This window comes from Campylobacter sp. RM12654 (genome assembly GCF_020137585.1).
GTDB lineage: Bacteria > Campylobacterota > Campylobacteria > Campylobacterales > Campylobacteraceae > Campylobacter_E.
Window position 1 is genome coordinate 22,365 of the sequence record NZ_JACGAR010000002.1, and the last position, 24,419, is coordinate 46,783.

The following is a 24,419-nucleotide window of genomic DNA, read 5'->3' on the forward strand; positions in this document are numbered from 1 at the left end:
ATTATCATGCCAATTCCATTCATATTAGGTGCAGCATTAGGCGTAGCTGCAGTAACAATTTATAATAAAAAAGATAGTATTAAAAAAAGTATAAGTGAGTTTAATTCTCAAGATTTTGCAAAAAGTGCAGGAAAAATGACAGAAAATGCAATTTTAAAAATCTCAAAACTTAAACCTTGTTGCAAATGCGAGAAAGAAGTAGCTAAAAAAAGCTCTAAGAAGTAAAAATTATGCTTACATCAAATAGAGTTCCGAGTGATCATTTATTAAGCTCTAGTCTTAATAATTTTTTTACAACTCAAGATTTAAAAGCAAGTTTAAAGGTAGGAGTTACTAGCTATTTTGCAATTAAAACAAGCAATGATATAGCTAGGAAAGATTATAAAAACGCAATAGTTTCTGGAATTAGTGGAATTTTAATTAATCAATTTTTAGGAGAAAATAAAATGACAAATAATAATAATCCATATTTAAACAACAATCAAAATTACAATGTTAATCAAGGATATAACAATCAAAATTATTCTTATAATCCATATTTAAATAATGTTTCAAACAATAATTTAAATAATACTGCAAACAACAATCAAAATACAGGCTTTTTAAGTTCGCTAACAACTCAAGGAACAGGGCTTTTTGGTTCTCCTTTAGTAAAAGGAATTTTAATTGGTGCTGCGGTTACTTATTTATTAAGCAATAAAGATGCAAAAGATACTTTAGCAAAAGGTGTTGCAAAAATTCAAAGTTTTGCTAGTGCTGCTATTGAAGAATTTAAAGAGCAAGTAGAAGATGCAAAAGCTTCAATGCAAGAATAATTGTAAGGTTATTCATCACTCTAAAAATCGTCTTAGAATTAGGCTAAATACGCTTAATAATCTAAGCGATAATCATTTATTAGTAAGTGAGTTTAATCTTAATTTTTCTGGTGTTTTTGTAAGTGTTAATAATGCTTCAAAAAGCTTAGTTTTTACAAGTTCAAAAGAAATTGATAATAATTTAGCTCAAAAAATATTAGATTTTTTTAGCACTTATGAAATTAAGCAATTAAAAAAAGCAAAAGAAACTCCAAGTAAGGCTATGATTTATTCATCTATTTTAGCTTTAGCAAATAGCTATAAAACAAGCCCTATTTATGATGGTTTTGTTTCTAGTGCAACTGCATTGCCTTTATTAAAAGAAGGAACTTTAGAACTTATTGAAAATGGCTTAACTTCAAAAGTATTAGAAGCAGCAGCGGTAGGAGTTTCTTTATATAGAAAAGATTATAAAGCAGCAAATAGCACTAATTTAATGCTAAATATTGGCGAATATATTGAAGAAAGCGTAGTGGCAAAAAGTGATGATTTGATAAAAGAACTAGCAAAACCACAAATAACTCACGCTTGGGTAGAGGTTAATCAAGAGCTTGTTAAAAAAAGTGCAAAAGATTTGGTAGTAGGGGATATTGTAGTGGTATCTCAAGGAGATAATATAGCGGTTGATGGTTATATTGTTGATGGGATTGCTAGTATTAATCAAGTTTCTATGACAGGAGAAGCCCAAGCAGTTACTAAAAGTCGTGGAGATAGGGTTTTAAGTGGAACCGTGGTAGTTGAAGGTCGTATTAAAATATGGGCTGAAAGCGTTGGAGAAAATACATCAACGGCTAAGATTTTACATTATATGAAAGATTGCTTAGAAGAAAAATCAAAAATAGGGCAAAAAGCTTATAAATTAGCAGATAGTTTAGTGCCTGTTACTTTAGGACTTGCTGGACTTGCATATTTATATAAAGGAAGTGCAGCGATGGCTAGTGTGCTTCAGGCTGATTATTCTTGTGCTTTAAAACTAGCAACTCCTGTGGCATTTAAAAGTGCTATTTCTTATGCAGGAAGAAGACAGATATTGCTTAAAGGTAGCACTGCTTTAGAGAATTTAAGCTCGGTTGATACTTTTGTATTTGATAAAACAGGCACATTAACTTATGGGGACTTAAAAGTTGAAAGCGTTCATGTATTTAGTCCAAAATATGATGAAAAAACCTTACTAAATCTTAGTGCAAGTGCTGAAGAGCATTATTTTCACCCTGTTGCGGAAGCTATAGTAAAGGCTGCTAAAGAGCGTGGATTTTCTCATATTAATCACGGAGAAGTGGAGTTTATAGTAGCACACGGCGTTAAAACTAGCATTGATAATGAAGAAGTAATAATTGGCTCAAGGCACTTTTTAGAAGATGATGAAGGTGTTGATTTTTCTAGGGCTAATGCAAATATTAAAGAACTTTTAGATAAAGGCTTAACTCTTTTATATGTAGCAAAATCTAAAGAATTATTAGGCGTAATTGCTATGAAAGATGAAATTAGAAGCAATGCTAAAGAAGTCTTAGCAAAGCTTAAGCAAAACGGCGTAAAAGAATTAGTAATGCTAACAGGCGATATTGAAAGTAGGGCTTTAGAAGTTGCAAAAGAACTTGGAATTGATAAGGTTTACGCAGAGCTTTTACCACAAGATAAAGCAAATATTTTAGCTAGTTTAAAAGCTCAAGGCAAAAAAGTAGCCTTTATAGGCGATGGTATAAATGACGCTCCGTCGTTAGTTCAGGCTGATGTTGGAATTTCTATGCAAAAAGGTGCTGATTTAGCAAAAGCTAGTGCTGATATTGGATTACTAAGAGATGATTTTGCTTGTATTTTAGAAGCAAAAGTTATAGCTAATGAAACTATGAAAAAAATTGATAAAAACTTTAGCACAACGGTATGGGTTAATTCATTCATATTAGGTGCTGCAACACTTGGTTTATTAAGCCCAGCAGCTACTGCATTTGCTCATAATGGCACAACTATTGGCTTATTGGCTAATGCTATAAAACATAAGCAATTATTTTAAATTATATTAGGAATTTGATTTTAAATTCCTAATTTTTCTTTTTAATTATTCTTTAAAATTTAAATCTTTTAATTTTTATAAAACATTAAAATAATTATGTGTAAAATTGGCATTTTAAAGGAGTTAAAATGAAAAACAAATATGTTTGGATTGTTGTAGCGATTTGCTTTTTGCTTTTTGCAAATGTTGTTGGATTTTTGGATTTAGCCATAGTTTTAGCAGCTATATTTTTAGGTGTTAGACTTGGTGGAATTGCGATTGGCTATACTGGTGGGATTGGAGTTATTTTATTAGGTATTTTGTGTGGTATAAAACCAGGCGAAATTCCAACTTCGGTAATTTTAATCATTATGTCAGTAATTGCAGCAATTTCGGCTATGCAATTAGCAGGCGGGCTTGATTATTTGGTGCATATTGCTGAAAAAATACTTAGGAAAAATCCTAAAAAAATCAATTATTTAGCTCCTAGTATTACTTATTTTTTAACTATTTTAGCAGGGACAGGGCATACTGCGTTTTCTATGATACCAGTAATTGTTGAGGTTGCAAAAGAGCAAAATATTAAGCCAAAAGCTCCACTTAGCCTTGCAGTTGTATCAAGTCAAATAGCAATTACTGCAAGTCCTGTTAGTGCAGCTGTTGTTTATCTTAGTGGTGTGCTTGAGCCTTTTGGGTATTCTTATTTAACATTATTAAGCATTTGGATAGGTAGCACTTATTTAGCTTGTATGCTTAGTGCGTTTTTGGTAACTAAGTTTTCAAATCTTGATTTAAGTTCTGATGAGTATTATCAAGAATTACTTAAAAAAGGCGAAATAGCAAAAAAACAAAGCACTCAAAAAGAGATTATAAAAGGTGCTAAGACTAGCGTTGCGATTTTTGTTATCGGTGTTTTAGCTGTTGTTTGTTATGCGACTTATATTTCAGGCTTAAAAGCTGATGAGATAATTATTCCAAGAGATAGTGCTATTATGTGTGTAATGCTTAGCATTGCTACTTTTATTGTATTAAGCACTAAAATCAATACTTCAAAAATCATTGAAACAAGTGTATTTAAGAGCGGTATGAATGCTTGTGTTTGTGTTTTAGGTGTTGCGTGGCTAGGAGATACTTATGTAAGCGCTCATAGTAATGAAATAAAAGAATTTGCTAAAGGCTTAGTAGAACAATATCAATTCTTATTAGCTTTTGCCTTTTTCTTTGCTAGTATGCTTTTATATTCTCAAGCAGCAACTGCTAAAGCAATAGTTCCATCAGTAATTGTTGCACTTGCATTAAATGAAAACCCAGAAAACGCAAAAATAATCATCGCTTCTTTTGCAGCAGTTTCAGCACTCTTTGTGTTACCAACTTACCCAACATTACTTGGTGCGGTTGGAATGGATGATACAAAAACTACTAGGATAGGAAAGTATGTATTTAACCATTCTTTCTTTATTCCAGGCGTTTTAATGATTGCTTTAAGCGTTGCTTTAGGATTTTTATTTGTAAAATTTATTTAAAAAAAACTTGAAATTATCATTATTTTTTGTATAAAATGTATCCTTTTTCAAAAAAGGATACATTATGAAACGACTTACTTGGAGTAATAGACTTACATATATTTTGACCGTTGCAGGTGCTACTATTGGATTTGGAGCTACTTGGAGATTTCCTTATATGGTAGGAGAAAATGGTGGTGGTGCTTATGTTTTATTATTTATAATAGCTATGTTTTTAGTCGGTGTTCCTATTATCTTAGTAGAAAATATAATAGGCAGAAGAATGCATAAAAATAGCGTTGATTGTTTTAGTAAAAAATGGCAATTTGTTGGGTATTTAGGGCTATTTGGAAGCTATGCGATTATGGCTTATTATATGGTTTTAGGTGCTTGGGTAATTAGCTATATTGTTAATATTATTATGTCTATGTTTAATTTAGGCGGGCTTGATTTAACTTCAGTAATTACAGCAGAGCAAACTAGTTTACATTATCAAAAAAATATAGAAAATGACCCTTTAATGATAGGAATTTATACATTTATTTTTGTATTTATTAATTGGATTATTTTAAGGCGTGGAGTTATTGATGGAATTGAGCGTTCTGTTAAGTATCTAATGCCGCTTTTGTTTTTATGTCTTATTGCTATGGTTATTAGAAATGTTACTTTAGATGGGGCAATTGAAGGGATTAAGTTTTATTTATATCCTGATTTTAGCAAGATTACACCTAATATATTTTTATATGTTATAGGACAAGTATTTTTTGCTTTATCGCTTGGATTTGGGGTTATGATTACATTATCAAGTTACCTTGATAAAGGCGAGGATTTATTAAAAACAGCAATTATTACAGGTATTGTAAATACTCTTGTAGCGGTTTTAGCAGGATTTATGATATTTCCTTCTTTATTTTCTTTTGGATTAAGTCCTGATGCTGGTCCATCATTAGTATTTAAAACCTTACCAATAGTGTTTTCTCATATGCATTTTGGGGATTTCTTTGCTATAGTGTTTTTTGTTTTATTATTAACAGCTGCACTTACTACGAGTTTGCCTATTTATCAAGTAATTATTTCTGTATTAGAAGAAAAATTTAAAATCTCAAAAAATACAGCGATTAATTTAGTTTTAGGTGGAATTTTTATATTAGGAAATATTCCTGCTTTATTAAGTTATGGAGTGCTTGATAATGTTTTAATTTATGGGAGAAATATTTTTGATACATTTGATTTTATTAGTGGAAATATTTTATTTGTAATTACAGCTTTACTTTGTGTAATTTATGTTGCTTTTGTTTTAGGTAAAGATGAAGCTTTAAGAGAAATTAGCAATAATTATGAACTTAAAAATCCACTTTATAAAGCTTGGTTTTATTATATAAAATATTTTATTCCTATTGTAATTATTGTAATTTTTATAAGTGGTTTTGAGAATTTAAAATCATATATTTTGGGATTTTTTAATTAAGTATTTTACGATTTAGCATTAGCTAAATCGTAAGCATAAATTATTTTTTGTTTTCTACTTTTTCTTTTTTGTTGTGTTTTGATTTTTTAGCTTCTTTACTTTTTTTATTTTTCTTAGCTTCTTTTTTTGCCTTTTTAATTTCTTCTTTTGTTTGTTTTACTTCTTCTTTAACTACTTCTTTTTTTTCTTCTACTTTATCGCTAACTTGTTTTACCACTTCTTCTTTAGCTTTTACTTCTTCTACTACCTTTTGCTCACTTTTTTCTAATATTTTTTCAGCTTTTGCGCCATTGATGCATTCAGCACTTTTGCAATCTAAAACATCAACTGCAGGAATTTCAGCAGCACATAAATTAAGGCCTATAAAGGCAACTAATGACAAACATACTTTTTTCATTTTTATCTCCTTTTAAAAAAGTCGCGAAATTGTAGGAGCGAATTATTAAAAATGGTTAATAAGAATAAATTATTTTTATCAACATTAATTCTAATTGATAATAATGAAAAAAATAATAAGTATCATTTAGATTTTATTTATTTATAACTCATACAATAATGAGTAAAATTATTATAAAGGTTATCTTGTGAAAAAAATATTTTTGCTTATTTTTGCTATTTGTATATCTTTAATAGCTAGAGATGATGTTGATTATTTCAAGGAAAAAGATTTAATTATAGAAAAGCTAAATAAAGGTTTAGAAGCCTATAAAAAAGGTGATGCAAAAACTGCAAGACAACTTGCAAGTGAAGCTTATTTTCAACATTTTGAAAATATGGAAGGTCCTATTGGAAGAAATATTGGTAGAAAAGGCTATTTGATGGAGAGAAAATTTACCAATCTTCGTGGTTATTATGGGCGTGGAGAAAATATAGGCAAAATTGAAGCTTTAATAGATGGTTTGATATTTGATTTAGAAGAAGTAACGCCAGTTATACAAAATGGCTTTAAAATAGTTGCAGTAGCCTCTGATCCAAATTATGATAAAGCAAAAGCTGAAATGAATGCAAGAGAGAATTTGTTAAAAACTTGCATTGAAGGTGAGATGATGTTTGGAGCAGATGAAAATAGTGCAAAAACTAAATGTGAAGAACAAAAAGCAGCAGAATTAGCCCATCTTAGCAAAGAAGCAAGTGGAGAAATCACAAAACCAACTATGCAAAAAGAAGTTTATGATAGTTTAGAAGACCTTCAAGCAGCAGCTGCGATTGACCCGAAATTACAATATGTATATGATTTATTAAGTGAGAAATTTGACGAAGCTATTCAATATAATAAGCAAGGAGAATTTACAAAAGCAGCTGATACAATTGGCGTTGCAAGAGAAGAAATATATATAAATACAAATATTGAAATTCTAATAAATGCAACAAAAAATCTTAATATGAGAAGCAAGTTAAGAAGTTTTGGCAGTGATATTCGCGAAGGAAAAGTAACTGAAAGCGATATGAGAGCTAGAAGTGAAGAGATATTAGATTCTATATTTGATGTAATGACTAAAATAGATGCTAGTAATTTAGATAAATTAAAATTAGTTGGATATGTTGATGAGACTAAGAATGTAGATTATACTCAAGTTGCAACTGATATTAAAATAGCTTTAAATAAAATAGTTCAAGACTATGAAACAATGGGAGAAAAAGCAAGTATTGATGCTCTTCAAAATATATATTTAGACATTTTTGAAGCAAAAGGAATGGAGAGTAAAATTGGTGCTGTTAATTCAAATATAAAGCTTGAAATAGAAGCAAAATTTACTAAAGGAACAGCACTAATTAAAAGTAAGGCTTCTAAAGATGAGTTAATTGCTAATTTTGATGAGTTAAATAAATTAATTGAAAGTCAGTTAGATAAAATCAATGATACAAGTGTTTGGTTTTTATTTATATCATCACTTACTATTATTTTAAGAGAAGGTTTAGAAGCTTTAATAATAGTAGTTGCAATAATTTCATATATTATTCAAAGCGGTAATAAAGACAGATTAAATATAGCTTATTCAGCACTTGGTAGTGGTGTTGTTTTATCGTTTATCACTGCTTTTATAGTTTCATATTTTATTAAAAATTCAGGACAAAGTAGAGAGCTAATAGAAGGTGTAACAATGCTAATTGCTGTTGTTTTATTATTTTATGTTGGCTTTTGGCTACTTAGTAATGCAAGAAATAAAAAATATGCAAGTAATTTAAAAGAGCAAGCAAGATTAGCTATTACAAATGGCAGTGCTAAAACATTATGGTGGACCGTGTTTTTAGCAGTATTTAGAGAAGGTGCTGAAACAATATTGTTTTATCAAGCATTATTGATTGATTCTGGTTCTAGTGCTGGACTTAGTGCTGTTTTAGGTGGTTTAGCTCTTGGTATTGTTATATTAGTAGTTTTATATTTCTTACTTAAAGCTGGTGCAATTAGAATTCCTATAAAACAATTTTTCTTAATAACCTCAATCATTATTTTTTATATGTGTTTTGCTTTTACAGGCAAAGGGATTATGGAACTTGTTGAGGGCAAGGTCTTAACTCCACATCTCATACCAATGCAATTTGAAAGCATTACTTGGTTAGGATTATATCCTTATTATGAGAGCTTAGTTTTACAGGCAATAATCCTCGTCCTATTAATAGGAGGAGTTGTTTATATGCAAATCAAATCAAAGGAGAAACAATGAAAAAATCATTGCTTAGTTTAGTAGCAGGTGCTTTTTTAGCGTCTTCAGTGTTTGCAGGAGAAGTTGAAATTCCTACAATTGATGGTGCAGAAAGCTATAAATTACACGGAATGGAAATAGCAGCTGTGTATCTTCAACCAATTGAAATGGAGCCAAGAGGTATTGATTTAGCAGCGTCTTTAGCTGATATTCACTTAGAAGCTGACATTCACGCTCTTAAAGAAAATCCAAATGGTTTTCCTGAAGGTTTTTGGATGCCATATCTTACAATTGGCTATAAATTAACTAACCTTGATAATGGTAAAACAAAAGTTGGAAAACTTATGCCAATGGTAGCTGATGATGGTCCTCACTATGGTGCAAATATTAAAATGGATACAGGAATTGGTAATTATGAATTAGAATTTGTAATTGATAATCCTGAAAAACAAGGTTTTGGTCGCCACGTAGATAAAGAAACAGGTGTTGGCGAGTGGTTTGATACATTTAATGTTAAATACAAATTCAAATACACAGGAACACCTGATAAATAAAACTTAAAATATAGAAAGCTTAGGCTTTCTATAAAAAATATACAAAAATAAGGACAATAATGAGTATATATTTTGTGCATATATTTTTAGAGTGCTTTTTAGTTAGTTTTTTTACAGCTTTTTATGCTAAAAATTCATCATTAAAATTAAATATTATTTTTACTTTAGTTGGTTTTATTTTTGGATATATTTTATTTTATATATTCCACTATGAAAAAGTAGATAGAATAGGGGTATTAACAGCTAATATAATTTTATTAGTTACTTTATTTTTTAGCTTAATTAAATTAGTAATTTTTAAAAATAATTCTTTATTTGCTTATATATTAAGCTTTTTTATATCTTTAGCAGCTTCTTTAAAATATTTTTTATTATCAGTTGCTTATCCTATATTTTCATCAAGCTTATTAGATACTCAAGGGATTTTAAATTTTGGCTTTATTTTATTAGCTATTTTTATTTGTATTATTTTTTATATTAATTTTCTTTTTGCTAATTCAAATTCATTTTCAAAATCAAGAATTTGTATTTATGTAATTTTTGCAATTATGTTTTTAAATACTGCTTTTGCTGAGATTATGTATTATCTAATTAGAATTGGAGTTAGTGATAGCTCTGTTTTGCTTAGTTATATTACTAAGAGTAGATATTATGCCGAGTTTTATTATTATATTTGCTTGATTTTAGGCATTGTTTATGTTGGCACTTGCTTAAAAAATAGACCAAAATATAGAGAAAAAGCTTGTGATTTTGACATAGAATATAGAAAAAATATCGCAAAAACTTTTAGTATAAATTCTCATTTTACTATTCATTTTATATTAAGTATTAGTGCTGCTTTAGTTATGTTATTTTATGATTTAGTAGATTCTAAACCTATTCAAGTTGATGAGCCAAAAATCATTACTCCTAAAAATAAAGATTATTTTGAATTTGATGCTAAAGATATTCAAGATGGTAAATTATATCGCTATGCTTATATTTCTAGCTCTGGTAAGGAAATTAGATTTTTTATAATTAATCGCCACGCAGGTAAGCAAACTCCTGTAGTAGTATTTGATGCTTGTAGTATTTGTGGGGATAATGGCTATGTTATGAAAAATAATGAATTATTATGTGTAGCTTGTAATGTTAGGATATTTTTACCTAGCGTAGGTAAAGAAGGTGGTTGTAATCCAATTCCTTTAAAATTTGAAGTTATTAACGATAAGATAATTGTGAAAGTAAAAGATGTATTAGGTGGGGAAAACTATTTTAGTAAAGTAGTTGAAATGCAAGTTCAAGACCCAGTAAATAAAGAAAAATTTCTAAACACAAAAGCTAAGAAAACCTATATTTATAATGGTATTAGCTATTATTTTAATTCTGATGAAAGTTATCAAGAATTTAAAAAAGACCCATCAAAATTTGTAAGCTCAAGTGATAAAGCTTTATTTTTGATTGAAAGAAGAAGTTAGGAGTAAAAATGTTTTTAAGAATAGTAAAAAAATCAATTTTAGGCAATCCTATTCAAAAATTATTAAGTTTTGCGACTATTTTTTTAGCTTGTTTGCTCCTTGCTTGTATGCTTAATATAACTCTTGGAGTTGGCAATCAGCTAGGAAAAGAGCTAAGAAATTATGGAGCAAATATTAGTGTTTTACCACAAGGCTCATCTTATAGTATTGAAGTTGGCAATAAAAGCTTTAAATTACAAAGCGAAAGTAAATTCCTAAATCTTGATGATTTGAGAAAAATTAAAGATATTTTCTGGTCAAATAATATAACAGCAATAGCTCCATTTAAACAACGCCAAGTAGAATTTCAAGGCAAAAAAATCAGTATCTTAGGCACATATTTTAATAAAGAATTAGTCATAGAACAAGATAAATTTGGTAATAAAACCGTGGTATTTGATACTGGATTTTTATCTCTTTTACCTTTTTTAAAGACTGATTTAAATTTTGTAAATGATAATAGTTTAGAAAATGAAGTAAATATAAGTGAAAAATTAGCAAATTCTTTAAATCTTAAAGCTAACGATACTTTTAAAGTGCTTATAAATGATAAAGAAGTAGAGTTAAAAGTAGTTGGCATTGTGAGTAATTTGGGTGATTATGAAGATAAAATTTTAATTAATATAGATAGATTAAATGATATTTTAAATGAGCCAAATACTTATGAAAGAGCAGAAGTATCAGCTCTAACAATTCCAGAAAATGACATAGCTCATAGGGCAAGATATGATATAAAGAGTTTAAATCAAGTAGAATTTGATAATTGGTATTGCACGGCTTTTGTAAGCTCTATTGCATATCAAATTGAAGAAAATTATAAAGGAGCAAGTGCAAAAGCTGTTAGTAAAGTAGCAGATGCTGAAAGCTCTATCGTTAAAAAAATTCAAGGTCTAATGGGAATTATTTTTATCATATCTTTAATTGTCGCAAGTATTGCAGAAGCGTCTTTAATAAATAGCGATGTTTATAGAAGAAAAAAAGAAATAGGTTTGTTTAAAGCATTAGGCGCTAGTAATTTACAAGTTTATTTGGTTTTTGCAATTGATTATTTGTTTGTTAGTTTAATTGCTAGTATTTTTGGTGCTGTATTTGGATTTTTTGTAAGTGATATTATATCTTATAGTATTTTTTCTCATAGTATTGAATATAACTTTATAATTATATTTATTTGTATGTTTTTTGCTAGTTTGGTGGCTTTACTTGGCTCATTAATAGCTACTAAGAATTTTGTAAATATTGAAATAGTTGAGGTGTTATATGAGCGTAAATAACTTTTTTTTCACACAAGTTAAAAAGAGTATAGTTTTTTCAAAGCAAAGATTAATAATAGTTTTAATATCAATTTTTATAGGAACTTGCGTTACTAATGCTTTTTTAAATATATATTTTGATATTGACAATAAAATGAGTAAAGAGCTTAAAAGTTACGGGGCAAATATGCTAATTAGTTCTAAAAGTGATGATTATTTAGATATTAAAGAAGCTAATTTAATTAAATCAAAAATTAGTAAAGACAAATTATTAGCTTATTCTCCTTATTTATACTTTAGCCCTGTTTTTTCTACAAGGCAATTAATAGTGGCTGGGGTTGATTTTGATGAATTTAAAAAAATCAATAAGTTTTTATTAGTTAAAAAAGGTAGCCTAAGTCAAAGCGAATATTCAAAAGATAATAGTATTTATTTAGGTATAGACTTAGCAAATACGCTAAAAAAAGACATAAATCAAAAACTACCTTTAACAATAGTAAAAAATGGTATTCCTTATGAGAAAACTTATATTATAAAAGGGATTTTTTCTACTGGAGATGAGATTGACGCTATGGCTTTTATCAATTTAAATTCCGCTAAAGATTTATCAGGTATTAATGATAAATATTCTTATGTATCTTTAATAGTTGATGATGATTTTGAAAATCTATCAGAGCTTAGCAAAATAGCTGTGAGCAATAATGCAGAATTAAAACCAATTTTAAGTGTTAGTTTAAAAGAAGGAGCAATTTTAGAAAAAATAAAGGGTCTTATGTTTTTGATTTCTATTGTTATTTTAATAATTAGCTCAACAAGTGTTAATACAACTCTTAGTTCAATTATTTTTTCAAGAAAAAAAGAAATAGCCTTGCATTTAGCTCTTGGGGCTAGTTTTAAAGATATAGCAAAATTATTTGCTTATGAAGTATTTATTTTAGCTGTTGTTTCATCTTTATTAGGCACTATTGGTGGGTATTTTTTAGCACAGATTTTAGGCAATATTATTTTTAATGCTAGTATAGATTTTAGATTAAGTGCTTTTGTGCTTTCAATTTTTATATCATTATTTTTTGCATCATTTGCTGCGTATTTTCCGATAAAAAAAGCATTGCAAATAGATATAGTAGGTAATTTAAGAGGAGAATAAATGAGTATTATTAAGGTTAGTAATTTACATAAAAGATTTGATAAAGCCCATGTTTTAAAAGGTCTTAATTTTGAATTAAATCAAGGTCGTTGGCTTAGTATTGTAGGTAAGAGTGGTAGTGGAAAAACTACGCTTTTAAATATTTTATCATTGCTTGATAATGCAAGTGAAGGCGAATACTTTTTAGATGGTATTAATGTAACTCATTTAAGTGAAGCTGATAAACAAAGAATAAGAAGAGAAAAAATAGGGCTTATTTTTCAACAATTTCATTTAATACCTTATTTAAGCGTATTAGAAAATGTTATGTTAGCTCAATATTATCATTCAAGTATTGAAGAAAATGATGCTAAGAAAATCTTAGATAAAGTAGGATTGTTAGATAGATTAGAGCATTTACCTAGCGAATTAAGTGGTGGTCAGCAACAACGCCTTTGTATAGCTAGAAGTCTTATTAATAATCCAAATATTTTATTAGCTGATGAGCCTACTGGCAATCTTGATGAAGAAAATGGAGAAATAGTTTTAGATATATTTAAAAAATTAAGAAGCGAAGGCAAGACAATTATATTAATTACTCACAATCCTGACTTGGCTAAAAATGGAGATGAGATAATTACTATTAAAGATGGACTTATAGTGAATGAATAAAATTCTAATAGTTTTAATACTTTTGTTTTTTGTATCTTGCGAAGATAATAAGCTAGTATTAAATAAACAAGCTCCTAATATTCTTGCAAAAACTACAGCTTTAAATAAAATAGAGTTAAAAAGACAAGGTATAGAATTGATAGAATTTTGGCAAAATGGTTGTGCTGCTTGCCTTAAAGTAATGGCTGGATTAAATGAATTTGCGAATGAAAATAATATTAGTATCTATGCAATTAATTCTATTGATGATTTAAAGACTATTAAAAAACACGAATTAGAACACCAATATTCAAATATGATTTTTTTAAAAGATGAAGAAGACATTAGCTGGAGTAGGTATGATATTTTTGCTGTTCCGACTTTATTTATTTTAAAAGATGGAGTTTATGTGGATAAGGTATTAGGCGATAGAAGTTTGGAATTTTTAACTAATAAGATTAAGGAATATTTATGAGATTTTTTCTAGCAATTTTCATATTTTTACTTTGTGCTTGTAAAGATGAAGCAATGTTAGCTTTAAATTCAAAAGAGCCAATACATTTAAGTTATAGTGCGAAAGAACAGGCGTTAAAGGGATTAAATGAGCCTTTTATGTTGTTTTTTTACACAAAGGATTGCGGTGTATGTGCTAAACAAATTCCTATCTTAAATGAGCTTAGTAAGGATTATAAAATTATTGCTGTATTAGGCGGTATGAGAGATTATGATATGGCAAAAGAAAGTTTAAAAGGTGTTACATTTGCTACTATTTATGAGAGTTTAGATGTTGAGTATTTAAGCAATGTAGTAGGTGGTGTTTGGGGTGTGCCTGCTATGTTTATTTACGATAAAGATGGAAAAATGGTTAAAAAATTTATATCGCTTACTCCAAAATCTGTCTTAGAAAATGAATTAAATATGTTGATTTAATATTAAAAACGCATAAGTAAAATCTAAAATATTTTGCATCTCAAAATAATTAAGAATTTCATTTGATACTTTAATATTCAAAAATTAGCAAAACTTTAATTAGTATTACAAAACTAAAAGGTTTAGAGTTTAAGTTACTCTTCCTTTTAGTATAAATTTTATTAATTGTTTTCTAAAATACTTTTAGCTAGGGCTTTTGCTTCTTTATAATCTACTTTTCCACTGCCTAATAATGGAATTTCTTTTATCAAAATATATTTACTAGGTTTATAAATTGCTAGTATTTCGCTTTGTTTTATTAAATCTACAAAATAATCAAATTTTTCTTCACTACATTCAATTAATAAAACTACCATCTCGCCTTTCTTATCATCTTCTAAAGAAGTAGAGCAGATTTTTACTTCATCATTATTAATCACTTTAGCAACTTCGCTTTCAACAAGTCCTAAAGAAATCATCTCTCCACCAATTTTTGCAAACCTTGAATATCTATCTACAATGTATAAAAATCCATCTTCATCTAAATGTCCCTTATCCCCTGTGTTATACCATCTAATGCCGTCTATTTCTTTTATAACTTCGGCAGTTTTTTCAGGATTATTTAAATATCCTTGCATTACTTGGTGTCCGCCTATTAAAATAAGTCCATCTTCGTTTGCTTTTAATTCTTCATAGCTTAGTGGATCAACTATTCTAATAGCAGTGCCAGGTAAAGGCATACCTACGCTTTTATCTTTATTTGCTCTATGTAGTTGCCAATATGTGCTATCAAATTTATTAGGTAGATTCACACTTGCAACAGGTGTTGTCTCGGTAGCTCCGTAACCTTCGTAAATATTTTTTTTGAACTTTAGCTCAAAAGCTGATTTAATCTCGGGCTTTAATTTTTCAGCACCTGCAACTACAATTCTAAGGCTATCAAACATAATTTCATCTATTTTTTTATTTCTTGCATAAATTCCTAAAAATGTAGAAGTTGCACACATAATGCTAACATTATTTTTTACTATAGTTTTTGCAACGCCTAAAGCATCGGTAGGGTCAGCACAAGTTGCACTTTTTATCCCTTCTATTAAAGGCATAAATGTAGTAACGGTTAGTCCAAATGCGTGAAATGGCGGTAAAGATGAGAGTATTACATCATCATCTTTTGCACAAATTATGCTAGAAATTGAAGCAATATTGCTTAAGATATTTTTATGGCTTAGCATAACTCCTTTAGGCATTCCTTCGCTACCACTACTAAATAAAATCGCAGCTGTTTTTTCATTGCTTAAATTCTTAGTAAATAAGGCTTGTAACATAAAGCTAGGTAAGATACTTATTAAAAAGAGTTTAAAGATAATATCTAGCTTTTCTTTTTTTATTGCTTTTATTAAATCTTCTAAATAAATGATATTTACATTTTCTAATTCTAATTTAAAGCCTTTATTTTCTAGCTTTTCTAAGAATTTAGATGATGTATAAATATGCTTTATATTTGCACTTTCTTTTGCTTGATTTATTGCTTTTATTCCTGCGGTGTAATTTAGATTTACTATGGTTTTTCCAGCAAATAAACTAGCTAGATTTACAAGCGTTGAAGCAAATGAAGCAGGTAATAATATGCCTATATTTTCATCGTTAGGGATTTTTTTACTAAGCACTAGGCTTAATGCTAGGAGTTTTTTGTAGCTTATATCTCCTGCTAAAGGGTCGTTTATCGCTATATTTTGTGAGTATTTTTTAGCACTTAGGATAAAGGCTTTTTCTATTGTTTTTAGATTATCGCTTTGAGTTTTTGTAGCTAAGAATGATAGTTCAAACACTTTAGCTTTTACTAATTCTTTACTTGAATGTATGCTAAGGGCTGTTCCGAATGCTATTGCTATTTCTCTTTTACCGATTTTTTTATTTCTTAGATTGTATTCTTCATCACTTCTTGAAAACGAACTACCCCAAAGCCCGTGGATATAAAAAGGAATTATAATCCCATCATCTTCGCTTAAATCCTTGCATGCTAATTCAAAACCACTTTTAAATTCATTTAAATGTCCGTGTCTTGAGAGAGTTCCTTCAGGGAAAATACAAACAATTTCGCCTTTTTTGATATAAGTTGCAATTAATTCTAAGGCTTCTTTACTTGCAGCAGAGCTTACAGGGATTACTCCAAAATGCTTTATAAACATTCTAATATACCATTTTTGATAGTATTTTCTCTCCATTACAAAATGCACTTTTTTAGGGATTGCCATTTGTATGATAGCCCAGTCAATAAAGGAAATATGATTGCCTAATAATAGCACTCCTTTATTTTGTGGAATATTTTCAAATCCTGCTACTAATAATCTATATTTTTGATAAAAAGCAAGGCTTACTATTATTCTTACTAAAGAAAAAGGCAGTTTTATTAATACATAAAAAGAGCCTAAAAAACTCACAACTACAATGAAATAAAACAAATATAAAACATCAATTTCTAAATAAGCAAAAAAAGTAGCAAGTATTACAAAACTTAGCATAAAAATATTTTGAATAAAATTATTTCCTGCTAAGACTATACCTAATTCATTTTCTTTAGCATTAAATTGTATTAAAGAATTAAGAGCGATTGTGAATATTGCCCCAGATATGCCAAATATAAAAAATACAAGTGCAAAGGCAAATAAATTATTAAGAAAGCTTATTAATAATGAGCTTAAAAATAATCCTAAAGCACCAAGCGGGATAAGCCCTAATTCAATGTAGTTTTTAGAAAATCTACCTGCAATTATTGAGCCTATAATAACGCCTATTGCACTAGCTGCCATTACGCCTTGCACATAAAAGGTATTTAATTCATTTAGATGAAACTTAGCAAATACAGGAAAAGATACTAAATATAATTGAGAAATAGCCCAAAAGAAGGCAATTCCTATTATACATAGCCAAATTACTTTATTTTGAAATATTAAGCTAAGGTTGTTTTTAAGCAAAACTCCTTTTAAATAATCGTTTTTATTGAATGCTAAATTAGAATTTTCGCTTTTAACCTGCGGTAATTTAGACGCTAAAATAAATTCTAAAACACTAAAAGCTACTAGTAATAAGCCTAGTGGAGCTACTTGAGTTAATATATCCTTACTCGTGCTAAACTCGTTTAATAATAATTCAAAACCTAAAGAAAATACAAGCATTCCGCACAAAATAGCCACAATACTAACAGCATTTATAGCACCATTTCCCATAGCAAGTTGCTTGATACCAACTAACTCTTTAATATAACCATATTTAGCAGGAGAATATAAGGCTGATTGAATACCCATAATAAGTGTCATTATAAAGGCTAGATAAAAATAACCATTGTAATAACTAAAACAAATGATTGATACTAAAAATATATTTGCTAAAGCAGTTATTTTCATAACTTTATTTTTAGGGTATTTATCAGCTAAAAATCCTGATATTGAAAAGCTAAAAATATAAGGTAATAAAATTAAAGCATTAATAATTGCAGTTAAAAATAATTGCGTGCTGCCATCATAAATCTTATAAACCGTGTTTTGAATAATGATTTTATGTCCTAAATCAACAAAAGCATTCAAAAACCCAACTAATAAAAATGCGATTATTCCATTGATTTTTAAAAAATCGTTTCTCATTTATAACTCCTAAGAAATAATTTATTTAATTATTTTTTATTTTATTGTAAATTAGTTATAACGCTTTATAAGGTGGTTATAAATATGGTTGGTTTGATTATTAATTGTTTTGGAATTTGAAAAATAAATGTATTTATGAGTATTTTTAGTTTTATTAAACGCTTATAATATTTATAGGTAATAAAAGCTTATAATACTAAAAGTAATTTAGCTAGAATTGTTTAAAAATCTAAAACTAAACAATAATTAGTGATTTTAAAGTTATTACATTATTGATTTAGCTAAGGTATTAATTTAAGAATTTTAAATGTATGATTTAATTTCTTATTATTTATATTTTAAGTGATTTTTATACATAGTTAAGATAACTTATTTATTTATTGTTTAAAAGGTTGTTTATATCTGATTTTTCAAGTCTATGTAGTAGCCATTCATCTTTTGTATTAGCTCCTATTTTTTTATAAACTTCAAGACTTGGATAGTTGTCTTTAAGACAAACCCAATCAATTCTTTCGTAATCATTTTGATTGGCTATTTTAGCTAGCTCTTTTATAAGTGCTTTTCCTATTCCTTTATTTCTGTATTCAACATCAACGAATAAATCTTCTAAGTAAATTCCACATTTTCCTAAAAATGTAGAGAAATTATTAAAATACAAAGCAAATCCAACAGGCTTTAAATCATAATAAGCTATTAAAACATAAGCTTTTTGTTTTATAAATAAGTTTTCTTTTAAAAGTTCTTTAGTAGCTACAACGCTACTTGATAAGTTTTCATAATCAGCTAATTTTTTAATAAATTCTAAGATTAAATCTAAATCTTTTTCTGAAGCTTTTTGTATTGTAATCATTCTATAAACGAAATTCTACAAACGGAGAAAAATCTCCGTAATATTAGCGTTTAAGTTCTTTAATTCTTGCAGCTTTACCGCGTAATCTGCGTAGATAGAATAGTCTTGAGCGTCTTACTTTACCATGGCGAACTACCGTAATACTTTCTAGACTATCAGAATAAATTGGGAATATTCTTTCTACTCCAACACCATTTGCACCAATTTTGCGAACCATAAAAGTTTCACCTGTGCCTTGACCACGACGAGCTATACAAATACCTTCAAAATTTTGAACCCTTGACTTATCACCTTCTTTAATATGAATAGCAAGTTTTAATGTATCGCCAGCTCTAAAATCAGGAATATTTTTTCCTTCAATTTGTTTAGCTTCAAACTGCTCAATATATTTATTTCTCATAGTTTTTCCTTAAATTATTGTGCTTAGCAAGTAAATCCGGGCGGTGGAATTTGGTCTTGCAAAACGATAGATGATTTTTTAAAAGGCTAATATTAGCGTGATTACCCTTAACAAAACTTGAAATTGAATAAAATTTCTTAAAAATATTATTTTTTTTATATTCAAATATAAAAGGTTTAGTAAAAGATGGAGCTTCTAATAAATAATTTTCAAAACTTTCTTCCACTAAGCTTTCTTGTTTTATTACTCCATTTATATTTCTAGCAATTGCATCGCACATACAAAGAGCTCCTAATTCCCCGCCCGTTAGGACAAAATCACCTATGCTAAAAACTTCATTAGCATAATTTTCATACACTCTTTCATCAATACCTTCATATCTACCACATACAAAAGTAATTTCACTTTTTAAAGCAAGTCTTTTAGCATCAATTTGTTTAAAAGGTTTTCCTGTAGGGCTTAAAAATATAATATGAGAATTTTTATAATTTTCTAAACAATCAAATAAAGGCTGACAAGCCATAAGCATACCTGCTCCACCGCTGATTTTCGTATCATCTACTTTATTATGTTTGTTTGTAGAATAATTTCTAGGATTGTCAAAATGTAGTTTTATAAGCTCTTTTTCTCTTGCAATTTTTAAAATGCTTTCATTAAAATAGTTTGCAATTAGATTTGGAAATAAACTTATAAAATTAAATTTCATTACGAATTTTCTAAAATACTTTTAGAATTATTTACCTTGATAATATCACTTACTGAAATTATAAAATTATTATGAAAAGGTATATAAAAACTCTTAGATAAGCCTAAATTTACTAATTCATCGCTAGTTTTTATCTCTAATAAATCATTAGCTCCTGTTTCTAAAATATCAACAACGCTACCTAAAAACTCATCATCTTGATATACTTTTAACCCAATAATATCAAAATAAAAATATTCATCTTTTTTAAGCTTAATATTTTTTCTAGTATTTTCAATATTAGAGTAAAGCTCCATATTTACAAGTTCTTTAGCCTTATTTACATCTTCATATCCTACAAATTGCACTAAAGAATTTGAAAAATCAAAAGATTTAATTATGAATTTTTTACCATTCTTATCAAAAAATTCAGCTTTAGGTTTAAATTGTTCGTAAAAATCACTTTTATTATGAAATTTTAAAAAACCAAGTAATCCGTGAGTTTTACCAATTTTAGCAACATAAACTAGATTATTCATCAAAAGTTTTTACCGTGATTTTATAATTTAATTTTTGAGTATTTTTGTGATTAACTGCTATTGTTTTAATTGCGGTTATGATTTTTCCTGATTTTCCAATAAGTCTTCCGGCATCTATTTTAGTAGCCATAATAACAATATCTATTAGGTTATTTTCTTTTTCTTCTACAAAAATTTCTAGCCGCTCAGGATTTGCGGCTATTGTTTTTGCATATGTAAAAATAAATTCTTTTACCATTATTTTGTAATTCTTGCTACACGATCGCTTAATTTAGCGCCTACGCTTTTCCAGTAAGCTAGTCTTTCAGCATCAAATTTGATTGTTTCAGGCTCGCTCATAGGATTGTAATATCCTATACTTTCAATCCAACCGCCATCTCTTCTTTTTCTGCTATCTGTTACTACGATACGATAAAAAGGACGCTTTTTTCTACCCATTCTTGTTAGTCTTACAACTGTCATTATTTTCTCCTTGATTGATTTAAAGATTTTTTATAAACAAAAATTGTCTATAAAAAAGCTTTAAATAAGTTTAAAGCTTTAAAAATTTTTAATTATTTTGGAAAATTTCCTTGATTTAGCATAGAACCTAACCCTTTCATACCACCTTTTGAAAGTTTTTTAGCGATTTTTGACGCATTTTCAAATTGTTTTAAAAATCTATTAACTTCCATTTGAGATAGACCTGCACCTTTTGCAATTCTTGCTTTTCTAGCATTGTTTAATAGGCTTGGAGTTTCTCTTTCTTTTGGTGTCATTGAGCTAATCATTGCCTTTATATGTATCATTTCTTTAGAACTTTCCAAATCTATATCTTTTACTTTATTAGCAATGCCACCAAGACCTGGTATCATTCCAACTAATGAACCTAAATTCCCTAATTTTTTTACACTTTCAAGTTGGTTTATAAAATCATTGAAATTAAATTCACCTTTTTTGATTTTTTTGCTTAAGATTTTTGCTTCTTTTTCATCAAAAACTGCTGAAGTTTTTTCCATTAAAGTTGCTAAATCGCCTTCTCCCATAATACGACCAACAATTCTTTCTGGAACAAAACTCTCAAAATCTCCTACCTTCTCGCCAATACCTACGAATTTTAAAGGTAGATTTAATAATTTTGCTATACCTAAAGCAACCCCGCCTTTAGTATCTGCATCAAATTTACTTAAAATAACACCACTAATGCCTATTTTTTCATTAAATGTTTCTGCAGTTTTTACACCTTCTTGACCGCTCATAGCATCAGCTACATAAAAACTCTCATAAGGATTTATTATATCTTTTACACGAGCTAATTCATTCATTAAAGGCTCATCAATTGCTAAACGACCTGCAGTATCCACTAATAATACATCATATAAGCCATCTTTAGCTTTATTAAGAGCATTTTTCGCTACTTCGCAAGGGTCTTTGCTATCCATTGAAAATAAATCAATTTCATTAGCTTCACATAATTGTCTTAATTGCTCTACCGCAGCAAGTCTTTGTAAATCACACGCTGCTACTAGAACTTTTTTCTTTCTAAGTTTTAAATAATTTGCTAATTTTATCGTGCTAGTTGTCTTTCCACCACCTTGTAAGCCTATCATCATTACAGATGTTAAACCACTTGGAGAAAATCTAAATTCGCTTATTTTATTTTCTGGTGTTAGTATGTTTGTAAGGTTATTTTTAATTGCATCTAAAAAATGCTTTTGACCGATTCCTTTTGCTTTTACTTCATTTTCTACATTAACTAATAATTCTTTCGTTACCTTAAAATGAACATCAGCCTTTAATAAAGACTTTTTAAGAGTTTCCATAGCGTTTTTTAACGCTTTTTCATCATCTATTGTTTTTAATTTATTTACCGCTTGCTTAAAAGAATCACTAATCAACTCAAACATTAAAAATATCCTTTAATTTAAATTTTAAAAAAGGGGTAATTATAACCCCAAATGCTTTATATTTGTTTAATAAATTATATATCTATATCACAAATAGTAGCAATCATAACAGCTTTTATAGTGTGCATTCTATTTTCTGCTTGATTAAAAATTATATCAGCATTATTTTCAAATACATTTTCTGTAATTTCATTACCTTTTACTGCAGGTAAGCAGTGCATTATTATTGTATTTTTTCCAGTTTTTAAAAGCAATTCATCATTTACTTGATAAGGTTTTAAAATATTTATTCTATCTTTTGCTTTTTCTTCTTCTCCCATAGAGCACCAAACATCAGTATATATAATATCAACACCCTTAATATCTTCAATATTATCGCTGATTTTTATACTTGAGTTATTCGCAAAACTTTTGCAAAGATTTATTAATTCATTATCAGGATGAAGTTCTTTAGGGCTAATATTTATGTAATTTAATCCTAATTTAGCACAGCCTATCATAAGAGAATTTGCCATATTGTTTCTACCATCTCCAATATATGCAAAATTAAGCCCTTCTAGTTTGTTAAAATGCTCGTAAATAGTTAGCATATCGGCTAGAATTTGAGTTGGATGAAATTCGTTTGTCAAACCATTCCAAACAGGAACATCACTATATTTTGCTAAGGTTTCTAAATCACTTTGATTAAAGCCGCGAAACTCAATTCCATCAAACATTCTACTTAATACCCTAGCGGTATCTTGTATGCTTTCTTTTTTGCCTAATTGTATATCGTTAGCACCTAAATATTCAGGATAAGCTTTTTCATCGTTACAAGCTACTACAAATGCACATCTTGTTCTAGTTGATGGTTTTTCAAATATTAAAGCTATGTTTTTTCCTTGCAAATGATTGCCTGTTATACCTTGCTTTTTCTTTTCTTTTAGCTCTTTTGCAAATTTAATAAGTGCTAGGATTTCATCTTTACTAAAATCTTTTAAAGTTATAAAATCTCTGTTTGTTAGTTTCATTTTTTCTCCTTTTGTTACTAATTTATACAATTTTAAAATATTTTTGAAGAATTTATTTTAATTTATTGTAAAAAAAGTTATTATAAGTCATATTTTTAAGGAGGACAAATGGAAAAATTACAAATAAATAAATCAAATCTGCGTTAAAACTTATCACTTCTTTTATTCTATTTTTTTATTTTTTACATTTTTTATTTTTATTAATTTTTAGGAGATTATTATGAAACAAATTTTTATAGCTACATTGCTAGCTTTAGGGCTTTTCGCACAAGAGATTTATAAAGTTGGTTTATCGCCTGATTTCCCACCATTTGAGTATATGGAAAATGATGAAATTGTGGGGTTTGAGATTGATTTAGTAAGAGAAATTGCTAAGGAGTTAAATATAAAAATTGAGATTATTCCAATGTCTTTTGATGGTTTAATACTAGCTTTAAAATCAAAAAAGATTGATATTATTGCATCAGGTATGAGTTACACACCTAAAAGAGCTAAAAATGTTGAGTTTTCAAATCCAATAATAGAAAGTGAAAACCACTATATCAAATTAAAAAGTAATAAAAAGCTAAATTCTTTAAAAGACCTTGAAAAAGGAGCTATTTTAGGAGCTCAAATTGGCACTTTACAAGCTGATGAAATATCTAATATTAAAGGCGTAGTTCCATTTTTAAATTCTGAATACATTCCACTTGTATTATCTACTTTAAATGGCAAAATTGATGGTTTTGTATTAGAAGCTGCTGTTGCTAAGAGCTATACTAAAAATTATGATGATTTTGAAGTATTCGCAAAAACTCCAATAGCTGGAACTTGCATAGCTTTTCAAAAAGGCAATACTAAATTAAGAGATGATTTTAATAATGTAATTAGCAAGTTTAAAAATGATGGAGCTTATTTAAAATTGTTACAAAAATATAATTTAGATTAAAATTTATGCCTAATATTTAGGCATAAATTTAAGTT

At 28.2% G+C, this 24,419-nt stretch carries 24 protein-coding genes; 14 read left to right on the forward strand and 10 right to left on the reverse strand.

Going from position 1 to position 24,419, the window contains the following annotated elements:
• Positions 1-6 precede the first annotated feature (6 nt).
• The 5 genes from AVBRAN12654_RS00820 to AVBRAN12654_RS00840 all read left to right on the forward strand — a co-directional run bounded on the left by AVBRAN12654_RS00820 (position 7) and on the right by AVBRAN12654_RS00840 (position 5,814).
• The gene (locus tag AVBRAN12654_RS00820; protein WP_214117812.1) at positions 7-225 is read left to right on the forward strand and encodes a hypothetical protein; all 219 of its coding nucleotides are present in this window, start codon (positions 7-9) and stop codon (positions 223-225) included.
• 5 nt (positions 226-230) lie between these two features.
• Complete coding sequence (locus tag AVBRAN12654_RS00825; RefSeq protein ID WP_214117811.1) at positions 231-815, forward strand: YtxH domain-containing protein; 585 nt, start codon at positions 231-233, stop codon at positions 813-815.
• Positions 790-2,865 carry a heavy metal translocating P-type ATPase gene (locus AVBRAN12654_RS00830; protein WP_214117810.1) on the forward strand — a complete coding sequence of 692 codons (2,076 nt, stop codon included), beginning with the start codon at positions 790-792 and terminating at the stop codon, positions 2,863-2,865. Before AVBRAN12654_RS00825 ends, AVBRAN12654_RS00830 begins: the two co-directional genes overlap by 26 nt.
• Positions 2,866-2,993: 128 nt before the next feature.
• Positions 2,994-4,367 carry an anaerobic C4-dicarboxylate transporter gene (locus AVBRAN12654_RS00835; protein WP_214117809.1) on the forward strand — a complete coding sequence of 458 codons (1,374 nt, stop codon included), beginning with the start codon at positions 2,994-2,996 and terminating at the stop codon, positions 4,365-4,367.
• Positions 4,368-4,431: 64 nt separating this feature from the next.
• Positions 4,432-5,814 (forward strand): sodium-dependent transporter, encoded by a 1,383-nt coding sequence (locus AVBRAN12654_RS00840; protein WP_214117808.1) that lies wholly within the window; start codon positions 4,432-4,434, stop codon positions 5,812-5,814.
• Positions 5,815-5,854: 40 nt separating this feature from the next.
• On the opposite strand, the gene AVBRAN12654_RS00845 is transcribed toward AVBRAN12654_RS00840, so the two are convergent.
• Positions 5,855-6,211: a hypothetical protein gene (locus tag AVBRAN12654_RS00845; protein ID WP_214117807.1), complete on the reverse strand. Its 357-nt coding sequence runs from the start codon at positions 6,209-6,211 to the stop codon at positions 5,855-5,857.
• 187 nt (positions 6,212-6,398) lie between these two features.
• Here AVBRAN12654_RS00845 and AVBRAN12654_RS00850 point away from each other — a divergent pair, with 187 nt between their 5' ends.
• Genes AVBRAN12654_RS00850 through AVBRAN12654_RS00885 form a run of 8 tightly spaced genes read left to right on the forward strand, consistent with a single transcriptional unit; the run spans position 6,399 to position 14,466 of the window.
• Positions 6,399-8,480, forward strand: a complete 2,082-nt coding sequence (locus tag AVBRAN12654_RS00850) for an FTR1 family iron permease (RefSeq protein ID WP_336613760.1) — start codon at positions 6,399-6,401, stop codon at positions 8,478-8,480.
• Positions 8,477-9,013: an iron transporter gene (locus AVBRAN12654_RS00855; protein WP_214117805.1), complete on the forward strand. Its 537-nt coding sequence runs from the start codon at positions 8,477-8,479 to the stop codon at positions 9,011-9,013. The genes AVBRAN12654_RS00850 and AVBRAN12654_RS00855 overlap by 4 nt, the downstream gene beginning before the upstream one ends.
• Positions 9,014-9,072: 59 nt before the next feature.
• Positions 9,073-10,470: a Fe-S-containing protein gene (locus AVBRAN12654_RS00860; RefSeq protein WP_336613761.1), complete on the forward strand. Its 1,398-nt coding sequence runs from the start codon at positions 9,073-9,075 to the stop codon at positions 10,468-10,470.
• An 8-nt stretch (positions 10,471-10,478) separates the two neighbouring features.
• On the forward strand, positions 10,479-11,780 hold the full coding sequence (locus tag AVBRAN12654_RS00865) for an ABC transporter permease (RefSeq protein ID WP_336613762.1): 1,302 nt from the start codon (positions 10,479-10,481) through the stop codon (positions 11,778-11,780).
• Positions 11,767-12,906 (forward strand): ABC transporter permease, encoded by a 1,140-nt coding sequence (locus tag AVBRAN12654_RS00870; RefSeq protein WP_214117802.1) that lies wholly within the window; start codon positions 11,767-11,769, stop codon positions 12,904-12,906. The genes AVBRAN12654_RS00865 and AVBRAN12654_RS00870 overlap by 14 nt, the downstream gene beginning before the upstream one ends.
• Positions 12,907-13,557: an ABC transporter ATP-binding protein gene (locus AVBRAN12654_RS00875; protein ID WP_214117801.1), complete on the forward strand. Its 651-nt coding sequence runs from the start codon at positions 12,907-12,909 to the stop codon at positions 13,555-13,557.
• Positions 13,550-14,011, forward strand: coding sequence for a TlpA family protein disulfide reductase (locus tag AVBRAN12654_RS00880; RefSeq protein ID WP_336613763.1), 462 nt, complete (start codon positions 13,550-13,552; stop codon positions 14,009-14,011). The genes AVBRAN12654_RS00875 and AVBRAN12654_RS00880 overlap by 8 nt, the downstream gene beginning before the upstream one ends.
• The gene (locus tag AVBRAN12654_RS00885; protein ID WP_214119525.1) at positions 14,008-14,466 is read left to right on the forward strand and encodes a TlpA family protein disulfide reductase; all 459 of its coding nucleotides are present in this window, start codon (positions 14,008-14,010) and stop codon (positions 14,464-14,466) included. The genes AVBRAN12654_RS00880 and AVBRAN12654_RS00885 overlap by 4 nt, the downstream gene beginning before the upstream one ends.
• A 161-nt stretch (positions 14,467-14,627) precedes the next feature.
• Here AVBRAN12654_RS00885 and AVBRAN12654_RS00890 read toward each other — a convergent pair whose 3' ends face one another.
• The 9 genes from AVBRAN12654_RS00890 to argF form a co-directional block, all read right to left on the reverse strand.
• Positions 14,628-18,086 carry an acyl-[ACP]--phospholipid O-acyltransferase gene (locus AVBRAN12654_RS00890; RefSeq protein WP_336613764.1) on the reverse strand — a complete coding sequence of 1,153 codons (3,459 nt, stop codon included), beginning with the start codon at positions 18,084-18,086 and terminating at the stop codon, positions 14,628-14,630.
• Between the two features lie 373 nt (positions 18,087-18,459).
• Positions 18,460-18,936: a GNAT family N-acetyltransferase gene (locus tag AVBRAN12654_RS00895; protein WP_214117797.1), complete on the reverse strand. Its 477-nt coding sequence runs from the start codon at positions 18,934-18,936 to the stop codon at positions 18,460-18,462.
• A 43-nt stretch (positions 18,937-18,979) separates the two neighbouring features.
• Positions 18,980-19,336, reverse strand: a complete 357-nt coding sequence (gene rplS / locus AVBRAN12654_RS00900; protein WP_214117796.1) for a 50S ribosomal protein L19 — start codon at positions 19,334-19,336, stop codon at positions 18,980-18,982.
• On the reverse strand, positions 19,326-20,042 hold the full coding sequence (gene trmD, locus AVBRAN12654_RS00905) for a tRNA (guanosine(37)-N1)-methyltransferase TrmD (protein ID WP_336613765.1): 717 nt from the start codon (positions 20,040-20,042) through the stop codon (positions 19,326-19,328). The genes rplS and trmD overlap by 11 nt, the downstream gene beginning before the upstream one ends.
• Positions 20,042-20,560, reverse strand: a complete 519-nt coding sequence (gene rimM / locus AVBRAN12654_RS00910; protein ID WP_267523288.1) for a ribosome maturation factor RimM — start codon at positions 20,558-20,560, stop codon at positions 20,042-20,044. The genes trmD and rimM overlap by 1 nt, the downstream gene beginning before the upstream one ends.
• A complete protein-coding gene (locus AVBRAN12654_RS00915) occupies positions 20,553-20,798 on the reverse strand; it encodes a KH domain-containing protein (RefSeq protein WP_214117793.1) in 246 nt (81 codons plus the stop codon). Before AVBRAN12654_RS00915 ends, rimM begins: the two co-directional genes overlap by 8 nt.
• Positions 20,798-21,022: a 30S ribosomal protein S16 gene (gene rpsP, locus AVBRAN12654_RS00920; RefSeq protein WP_214117792.1), complete on the reverse strand. Its 225-nt coding sequence runs from the start codon at positions 21,020-21,022 to the stop codon at positions 20,798-20,800. The genes AVBRAN12654_RS00915 and rpsP overlap by 1 nt, the downstream gene beginning before the upstream one ends.
• A gap of 92 nt (positions 21,023-21,114) precedes the next feature.
• Positions 21,115-22,446 carry a signal recognition particle protein gene (locus tag AVBRAN12654_RS00925; RefSeq protein ID WP_214117791.1) on the reverse strand — a complete coding sequence of 444 codons (1,332 nt, stop codon included), beginning with the start codon at positions 22,444-22,446 and terminating at the stop codon, positions 21,115-21,117.
• Positions 22,447-22,520: 74 nt separating this feature from the next.
• Positions 22,521-23,456, reverse strand: a complete 936-nt coding sequence (gene argF / locus AVBRAN12654_RS00930; protein WP_336613766.1) for an ornithine carbamoyltransferase — start codon at positions 23,454-23,456, stop codon at positions 22,521-22,523.
• A gap of 220 nt (positions 23,457-23,676) precedes the next feature.
• Between argF and AVBRAN12654_RS00935 the strand changes: the two genes are divergently transcribed.
• Positions 23,677-24,384 (forward strand): transporter substrate-binding domain-containing protein, encoded by a 708-nt coding sequence (locus AVBRAN12654_RS00935; RefSeq protein ID WP_214150077.1) that lies wholly within the window; start codon positions 23,677-23,679, stop codon positions 24,382-24,384.
• Positions 24,385-24,419: the final 35 nt, after the last annotated feature.

Bases quoted from the DNA above. Each gene is read 5' to 3' on its own strand.
- AVBRAN12654_RS00830 (WP_214117810.1), top strand. From the start codon at position 790: ATGCAAAAGCTTCAATGCAAGAATAATTGTAAGGTTATTCATCACTCT.
- AVBRAN12654_RS00890 (WP_336613764.1), bottom strand. From the start codon at position 18,086: ATGAGAAACGATTTTTTAAAAATCAATGGAATAATCGCATTTTTATTA.
- AVBRAN12654_RS00925 (WP_214117791.1), bottom strand. From the start codon at position 22,446: ATGTTTGAGTTGATTAGTGATTCTTTTAAGCAAGCGGTAAATAAATTA.
- AVBRAN12654_RS00835 (WP_214117809.1), top strand. From the start codon at position 2,994: ATGAAAAACAAATATGTTTGGATTGTTGTAGCGATTTGCTTTTTGCTT.
- AVBRAN12654_RS00880 (WP_336613763.1), top strand. From the start codon at position 13,550: ATGAATAAAATTCTAATAGTTTTAATACTTTTGTTTTTTGTATCTTGC.
- rplS (WP_214117796.1), bottom strand. From the start codon at position 19,336: ATGAGAAATAAATATATTGAGCAGTTTGAAGCTAAACAAATTGAAGGA.
- AVBRAN12654_RS00845 (WP_214117807.1), bottom strand. From the start codon at position 6,211: ATGAAAAAAGTATGTTTGTCATTAGTTGCCTTTATAGGCCTTAATTTA.
- argF (WP_336613766.1), bottom strand. From the start codon at position 23,456: ATGAAACTAACAAACAGAGATTTTATAACTTTAAAAGATTTTAGTAAA.
- AVBRAN12654_RS00865 (WP_336613762.1), top strand. From the start codon at position 10,479: ATGTTTTTAAGAATAGTAAAAAAATCAATTTTAGGCAATCCTATTCAA.
- AVBRAN12654_RS00870 (WP_214117802.1), top strand. From the start codon at position 11,767: ATGAGCGTAAATAACTTTTTTTTCACACAAGTTAAAAAGAGTATAGTT.
- AVBRAN12654_RS00875 (WP_214117801.1), top strand. From the start codon at position 12,907: ATGAGTATTATTAAGGTTAGTAATTTACATAAAAGATTTGATAAAGCC.
- AVBRAN12654_RS00855 (WP_214117805.1), top strand. From the start codon at position 8,477: ATGAAAAAATCATTGCTTAGTTTAGTAGCAGGTGCTTTTTTAGCGTCT.
- AVBRAN12654_RS00825 (WP_214117811.1), top strand. From the start codon at position 231: ATGCTTACATCAAATAGAGTTCCGAGTGATCATTTATTAAGCTCTAGT.
- rimM (WP_267523288.1), bottom strand. From the start codon at position 20,560: ATGAATAATCTAGTTTATGTTGCTAAAATTGGTAAAACTCACGGATTA.
- AVBRAN12654_RS00935 (WP_214150077.1), top strand. From the start codon at position 23,677: ATGAAACAAATTTTTATAGCTACATTGCTAGCTTTAGGGCTTTTCGCA.
- AVBRAN12654_RS00895 (WP_214117797.1), bottom strand. From the start codon at position 18,936: ATGATTACAATACAAAAAGCTTCAGAAAAAGATTTAGATTTAATCTTA.
- AVBRAN12654_RS00820 (WP_214117812.1), top strand. From the start codon at position 7: ATGCCAATTCCATTCATATTAGGTGCAGCATTAGGCGTAGCTGCAGTA.
- trmD (WP_336613765.1), bottom strand. From the start codon at position 20,042: ATGAAATTTAATTTTATAAGTTTATTTCCAAATCTAATTGCAAACTAT.
- AVBRAN12654_RS00840 (WP_214117808.1), top strand. From the start codon at position 4,432: ATGAAACGACTTACTTGGAGTAATAGACTTACATATATTTTGACCGTT.
- AVBRAN12654_RS00885 (WP_214119525.1), top strand. From the start codon at position 14,008: ATGAGATTTTTTCTAGCAATTTTCATATTTTTACTTTGTGCTTGTAAA.
- rpsP (WP_214117792.1), bottom strand. From the start codon at position 21,022: ATGACAGTTGTAAGACTAACAAGAATGGGTAGAAAAAAGCGTCCTTTT.
- AVBRAN12654_RS00915 (WP_214117793.1), bottom strand. From the start codon at position 20,798: ATGGTAAAAGAATTTATTTTTACATATGCAAAAACAATAGCCGCAAAT.
- AVBRAN12654_RS00860 (WP_336613761.1), top strand. From the start codon at position 9,073: ATGAGTATATATTTTGTGCATATATTTTTAGAGTGCTTTTTAGTTAGT.